The organism is Pseudomonas sp. GM84 (assembly GCF_000282535.1).
In the GTDB taxonomy this organism is placed as follows: Bacteria; Pseudomonadota; Gammaproteobacteria; order Pseudomonadales; family Pseudomonadaceae; genus Aquipseudomonas.
The window spans coordinates 1-5393 of sequence record NZ_AKJC01000310.1 but is presented as its reverse complement, the minus strand read 5'-3'; the positions used below and the strand labels follow the sequence as shown (position 1 = coordinate 5393).

6 protein-coding genes are annotated in these 5393 nt (G+C 63.0%); 4 read left to right on the top strand and 2 right to left on the bottom strand.

Annotation, left to right across the window (positions count from 1 at the left end):
• Window positions 1-104 precede the first annotated feature (104 nt).
• Both PMI38_RS21900 and PMI38_RS21895 read right to left on the bottom strand, forming a co-directional pair.
• Window positions 105-704: an FMN-dependent NADH-azoreductase gene (locus PMI38_RS21900; RefSeq protein ID WP_008098960.1), complete on the bottom strand. Its 600-nt coding sequence runs from the start codon at window positions 702-704 to the stop codon at window positions 105-107.
• A gap of 109 nt (window positions 705-813) precedes the next feature.
• A complete protein-coding gene (locus tag PMI38_RS21895) occupies window positions 814-1128 on the bottom strand; it encodes a hypothetical protein (protein ID WP_008098958.1) in 315 nt (104 codons plus the stop codon).
• A 48-nt stretch (window positions 1129-1176) separates the two neighbouring features.
• On the opposite strand from PMI38_RS21895, the gene PMI38_RS21890 reads away from it, so the two are divergent.
• From PMI38_RS21890 to PMI38_RS21875, 4 genes are all read left to right on the top strand, one after another.
• Entirely contained in the window at window positions 1177-2100 is a 924-nt protein-coding gene (locus tag PMI38_RS21890; protein ID WP_008098956.1) for a LysR family transcriptional regulator, read from the top strand.
• A 13-nt stretch (window positions 2101-2113) separates the two neighbouring features.
• The gene (locus PMI38_RS21885) at window positions 2114-2926 is read left to right on the top strand and encodes an alpha/beta fold hydrolase (RefSeq protein WP_008098954.1); all 813 of its coding nucleotides are present in this window, start codon (window positions 2114-2116) and stop codon (window positions 2924-2926) included.
• Window positions 2920-3477, top strand: a complete 558-nt coding sequence (locus PMI38_RS21880) for a peptidylprolyl isomerase A (protein WP_008098952.1) — start codon at window positions 2920-2922, stop codon at window positions 3475-3477. Before PMI38_RS21885 ends, PMI38_RS21880 begins: the two co-directional genes overlap by 7 nt.
• A 62-nt stretch (window positions 3478-3539) precedes the next feature.
• Entirely contained in the window at window positions 3540-5372 is a 1833-nt protein-coding gene (locus tag PMI38_RS21875; protein WP_008098949.1) for an ABC transporter ATP-binding protein, read from the top strand.
• Window positions 5373-5393: the final 21 nt, after the last annotated feature.

Genomic DNA, 5393 nt, shown 5'->3' with positions numbered 1-5393 from the left:
CCGGCGATGAGGCCGGAACAGACATAAAAAAGCCCGGCCATGCAGGCCGGGCAGGTACACCCAAAGGAGCAAACAAGGTGTCAGGGTTGGGAATTCGTTGAAGCTCAGGCCACCGCAGCCAGCTTGGCCTTGGCCTGGTTGATGCCCTTCTCGTGGAAGTCACCGCTCATGTTCAGGCCTTCGGCATGAATGAAGTTCACATCATGGATGCCGATGAACGCCATCACCTGGCGCAGGTAGGGTTCCTGGTGGTCGCTGGTGGCACCGGCGTGAATGCCGCCACGGGCCGTCAGAACGATCGCGCGTTTGCCGGTCAGCAGGCCTTGCGGGCCGGTCGGGGTGTATTTGAAGGTGATGCCGGCGCGCAATACGTGGTCGAGCCAGGCCTTGAGCGTGCTGGGGATGGTGAAGTTGTACATCGGTGCGGCCATCACCAGCACATCGGCAGCCAGCAGCTCGTCGGTCAGCTCGTTGGAACGGGCCAGGGCATCCAGCTCGGCGGCGCTGCGCTGCTCTTCAGGCTTCATCCAGCCGCCCAGCAAGTTGGCATCCAGGTGCGGCACAGGCGTCACGGCCAGGTCGCGCACGTTGATCTCGTCGGCCGGGTGCGCCGCCTGCCACTGCTGGATGAAGTCGCGGGTCAGTTGACGGGATACGGAATCCTGCTGGCGGGCGCTGCTTTCGATGATCAGTACGCGGGACATGGCTGCCTCCATCGGCAAAAAGGGTTGCGATTCGATGGAGGTGAGATTAAGGCTTGACCTATCGATAAAAAAGCGTAAAAAGCGGGTTAAACATATCGATTAATCCGTTTTATTCGGCTTTGCAGTTCAGCGCGATGCGCAGCTTGATGATCTGCCGGTTGAACTTGGCCGTCACGTCTACGCTCTTGCCGGCCGGTACATTGACCCGCCGCACCCGTGGCGCCTCCGGGCCATTGCGGAACATCACCTTGCAGGCCGCCGGCACCTTCCCATAGTTGTTCAGGGTAATGGCACCGATGTCGTAGGCGGTGTCGTAGGCGGTGTAGTCCAGCTTGACCCCGGTCAGTTCCTTCTCCACGTCGATGGGGTAAGCCATGGCCCCAAGGGGTAGGCACATCAGTATTGCCGCACAACATTTCTTCATGGGGCGCTCTCCTTGAAAGAGCGCAGCTTAGGACAACAGGAGCCAAAGATGAAAGCGCCGCGCGTAACCCTGGATCAGTGGCGAACCCTGCAGGCAGTGGTCGATCACGGTGGGTTTGCCCAGGCCGCCGATGCGCTGCACCGGTCGCAGTCGTCGGTCAGCTATACGGTGGCGCGCATGCAAGAGCAACTGGGCGTGCCCCTGCTGCGCATCGACGGGCGCAAGGCTGTGCTCACCGACGCCGGCAACGTGCTGCTGCGCCGCTCGCGGCACCTGGTCAAGCAGGCCAGTCAGCTCGAAGACCTGGCCCACCACATGGAGCAAGGCTGGGAAGCCGAGGTGCGCGTGGTAGTCGATGCCGCCTACCCCAGTGCCCGCCTGGTACGCGCCCTGGCCGCGTTCATGCCGCAGAGCCGCGGCTGCCGGGTGCGCTTGCGTGAGGAAGTGCTGTCCGGCGTCGAGGAAGTGATGCACGAAGGCATTGCCGACCTGGCCATCAGCAGCTACAGCATCGGTGGCTACCTGGGCGCGGAACTGAGCGCGGTGGAATTCGTCGCCGTCGCCCACCCTGAACACAGCCTGCACCGCCTGGGCCGCGAACTGACCTTCCAGGATCTGGAGAGCCAGCTGCAGGTGGTGATCCGCGACTCCGGCCGCGCACAGCCGCGCGATGTCGGCTGGCTCGGCGCCGAGCAGCGCTGGACCGTGGGCAGCCTGGGCACCGCCACCACCTTCGTCAGCAGCGGCCTGGGCTTTGCCTGGTTGCCACGGCACATGATCGAACGCGAGCTGGCCGAAGGCGTGCTCAAACCATTGCCGCTGGATCAGGGTGGCAGCCGCCACCCACTGTTCTACCTTTATTCGAGCAAGGAAAAGACCCTGGGCCCAGCCACGCAGATTCTCATCGACCTGCTGCGCAATTTCGACACTGCGCCGCTGGACGTGCCCTTCGCAGCCCCCCCACAAGCCTGAGAGGACCTCGACCTTGGCCTATTTCGAACATGAAGGATGCTCGCTGCATTATCAGGAATACGGCCAGGGCGAACCCTTGGTGCTGCTGCATGGGCTGGGCTCCAGCAGCCAGGACTGGGAGCTGCAGGTGCCCGAGCTGAGCCGCCACTACCGGGTGATCCTGATGGATACGCGTGGCCACGGCCGCTCCGACAAAACCCGCGACGGCTACCAGATCGCCACCTTCAGCGCCGACCTGCTGGCCCTGCTCGAACACCTGCAGACTGGCCCGGTGCACCTGGTGGGCCTGTCCATGGGCGGCATGGTCGGTTTCCAGTTCGCCGTCGACCATCCGCAATGGCTGCGCAGCCTGTGCATCGTCAACAGCGCCCCCGAGGTCAAGCGCCGCACCCGCAGCGACTGGGTCTGGTGGGCCAAGCGCTGGGGCATGGCGCGCATCCTGAGCATGGAAACGATCGGCAAGGGCCTGTCCGCGCGCCTGTTTCCCAAGCCTGAACAAACCGATCTGCGGCACAAGATGGCCCAGCGCTGGGCGCGCAACGACAAGCGCGCCTACCTCAAGAGCTTCGACGCCATCGTCGATTGGGGCGTGCTGGAACGCATCGGGCAGATCCACTGTCCCACGCTGGTGATCGCCGCCGACCATGACTACACGCCGGTCAATCTGAAACAGCGCTATGTCGCCCTGATGCCCCAGGCAACGCTAGCGGTCATCGACGATTCCCGGCACGCTACGCCCCTCGATCAACCCGAGGTCTTCAACCAGACCGTGCTGCAATTCCTCGCAGCCGCTTCCACCTCTCAAGGATCTTTGAGCCCATGCTGAAAAAACTCCTGCTCACCGCCTGCTCGGTCGCCTTCGCCACCAGCGTCATGGCTTCCGACAAGACCCCGCACGTACTGCTGGACACCAGCTTCGGCCAGGTCGAAATCGAGCTCAATGCCGAGAAGGCGCCGATCAGTACCAAGAACTTCCTCGAATACGTCGACAGCGGTTTCTACAACAACACCATTTTCCACCGTGTGATCCCGGGCTTCATGGTCCAGGGCGGCGGCTTCACCGAGCAGATGGTGCAGAAACCCACCAACGATCCGATCCGCAACGAAGCCGGCAACGGCCTGCAGAACACCCGCGGCACGCTGTCGATGGCGCGCACCTCCGACCCGAATTCGGCCACCAGCCAGTTCTTCATCAACGTGGCCGACAACGACTTCCTCAACCCGGGCCGTGACCGTGGCTACGCGGTGTTCGGCAAGGTCACCAAGGGCATGGAGGTGGTCGACCAGATCGTCAACTCGCCGACCACCGTCAAGAAAGGCATGCGTGATGTACCGGCCGATCCGGTGTTCATCAAGTCTGCCAAACGCATCGACTGAACGCAGGTTTCACAAGGACGTGAAACCGCCTGAGGTCGGGTAGCACAGGAGTCTCGTCACCCATGCTGTACCGCCGCTTCGAGCAATTGATCGATATCTTCCGCGACGCCCCGAGCGAATCGCCGCCGACCCAGGTGTGGCCGTTCTACCTGTACTACCTGCGCCAGGTGTGGCCAAGCTTTCTCGCCCTGCTGGTGGTCGGCCTGGGCGCCTCCTTGATCGAAGTGGCGATGTTCAGCTACCTGAGCCGCATCATCGATCTGGCCCAGGGTACCCCCAACGCCAACTTCTTCAGCGAGCACAGCGGTGAGCTGATCTGGATGCTGGTGGTGATCCTGCTGCTGCGGCCGATCTTCTTCGGCCTGCATGACCTCTTGGTGCACCAGACCATCAACCCCGGCATGACCAGCCTGATCCGCTGGCAGAACCACACCTATGTGCTCAAGCAGAGCCTGAACTTCTTCCAGAGCGACTTCGCCGGGCGCATCGCCCAGCGCATCATGCAGACCGGCAACTCGCTGCGCGACTCGGCGGTGCAGGCGGTCGATGCCTTGTGGCATGTGCTGATCTACGCCATCACTTCGCTGGTGCTGTTCGCCGAGGCCGACTGGCGCCTGATGCTGCCCTTGCTGGCGTGGATCGCCGCCTACGTCGCTTCGCTGTTCTACTTCGTGCCCAGGGTCAAGGAGCGCTCGGTGATCTCCTCCGATGCACGCTCCAAGCTGATGGGGCGCATCGTCGACGGCTACACCAACATCGCCACCCTCAAGCTGTTTGCCCACACCGACTACGAGCAGCAATACGCCCGCGAAGCGATCCGCGAGCAAACCGAAAAAACCCAGCTGGCCTCCCGCGTGGTCACCAGCATGGATGTGGTCATCACCACCCTCAATGGCCTGCTGGTGGTCGTCACCACCGGCCTTGCCCTGTGGCTGTGGAGCCAGTCGCTGATCACCGTTGGCGCCATCGCCCTGGCCACCGGCCTGGTGATTCGTATCGTCAACATGTCCGGCTGGATCATGTGGGTGGTCAACGGCATCTTCGAGAACATCGGCATGGTCCAGGACGGCCTGCAGACCATCGCCCAGCCGGTCACTGTCACCGACAAACCCCAGGCCCCGCCACTGAAAGTCAGCCGCGGCGCGGTGCACTTCGATGATGTGGACTTCCATTACGGCAAGGGCGGCAACGTCATCGAAGGGCTGAACCTGAACATCCGCCCGGGCGAAAAGATCGGTCTGATCGGCCCCTCCGGTGCCGGCAAGTCGACCCTGGTCAACCTGCTGCTAAGGCTCTATGACGTACAGGGCGGGCGTATCCTGATCGATGGACAGAACATCGCCGAGGTCAGCCAGGCCAGCCTGCGCGCGCAGATCGGCATGATCACCCAGGACACCTCGCTGCTGCACCGCTCGATCCGCGACAACCTGCTGTATGGCCGGCCAGACGCCAGCGAGGCGGCGCTGCATGAAGCCGTGCGCCGTGCACGGGCCGACGAGTTCATCCCGCAGCTCTCCGATGCCCAGGGGCGCACAGGCTTCGATGCCCATGTCGGAGAGCGCGGGGTCAAGTTGTCCGGTGGTCAGCGCCAGCGCATCGCCATTGCCCGGGTGCTGCTGAAGAATGCGCCGATCCTGGTCATGGACGAGGCCACTTCGGCCCTGGACTCGGAAGTGGAAGCGGCGATCCAGGAAAGCCTGGAAACCCTGATGCAGGGCAAGACGGTGATTGCCATCGCTCACCGGCTGTCGACCATTGCCCGGATGGACCGGCTGGTGGTGCTGGACAAGGGGCATATTGTCGAGAGTGGCAGCCACAGCGAATTGCTGGAACAGCAGGGGTTGTATGCCCGGTTGTGGCATCACCAGACTGGGGGGTTTGTCGGGGTCGACTGACGCCTGTGAGGGCCCTATCGC